Source organism: Bacillus sp. SRB_8 (assembly GCF_003264205.1).
GTDB lineage: Bacteria > Bacillota > Bacilli > Bacillales > Bacillaceae_G > Bacillus_A > Bacillus_A mycoides.
In genome coordinates this window covers 1-372 of record NZ_NADT01000054.1, presented here as the reverse complement: position 1 = coordinate 372, position 372 = coordinate 1, and the positions used below count along the sequence as shown (strand labels likewise).

The 372-nt window shown below is 55.4% G+C and carries 4 tRNA genes; all 4 read left to right on the top strand.

The annotated features are described in order from the left end of the window. The first annotated feature begins 5 nt into the window (after window positions 1-5). The 4 genes from B5P40_RS28980 (at window position 6) to B5P40_RS28965 (ending at window position 372) form a co-directional block, all read left to right on the top strand. Window positions 6-86, top strand: a tRNA-Leu gene (locus tag B5P40_RS28980). 29 nt (window positions 87-115) lie between these two features. Further along, window positions 116-190, top strand: a tRNA-Gly gene (locus B5P40_RS28975). A 16-nt stretch (window positions 191-206) separates the two neighbouring features. Next, window positions 207-295, top strand: a tRNA-Leu gene (locus tag B5P40_RS28970). A 3-nt stretch (window positions 296-298) separates the two neighbouring features. After that, window positions 299-372: transfer RNA gene (locus tag B5P40_RS28965), tRNA-Arg, on the top strand.

Here is a 372-nt window from a genome sequence, read left to right as displayed (position 1 = left end):
AATATGCGGGTGTGGCGGAATTGGCAGACGCACTAGACTTAGGATCTAGCGCCTTTGGCGTGGGGGTTCGACTCCCTTCACCCGCACTTTTAATAAAATAACTCAAACATGTCTTGCGGAAGTAGTTCAGTGGTAGAATACAACCTTGCCAAGGTTGGGGTCGCGGGTTCGAATCCCGTCTTCCGCTCCAATTTTCAGTATGACATGCCGGGGTGGCGGAACAGGCAGACGCACAGGACTTAAAATCCTGCGGTGGGTGACCACCGTGCGGGTTCGACCCCCGCCCTCGGCACCATATGCGCCCGTAGCTCAATTGGATAGAGCGTTTGACTACGGATCAAGAGGTTAGGGGTTCGACTCCTCTCGGGCGCG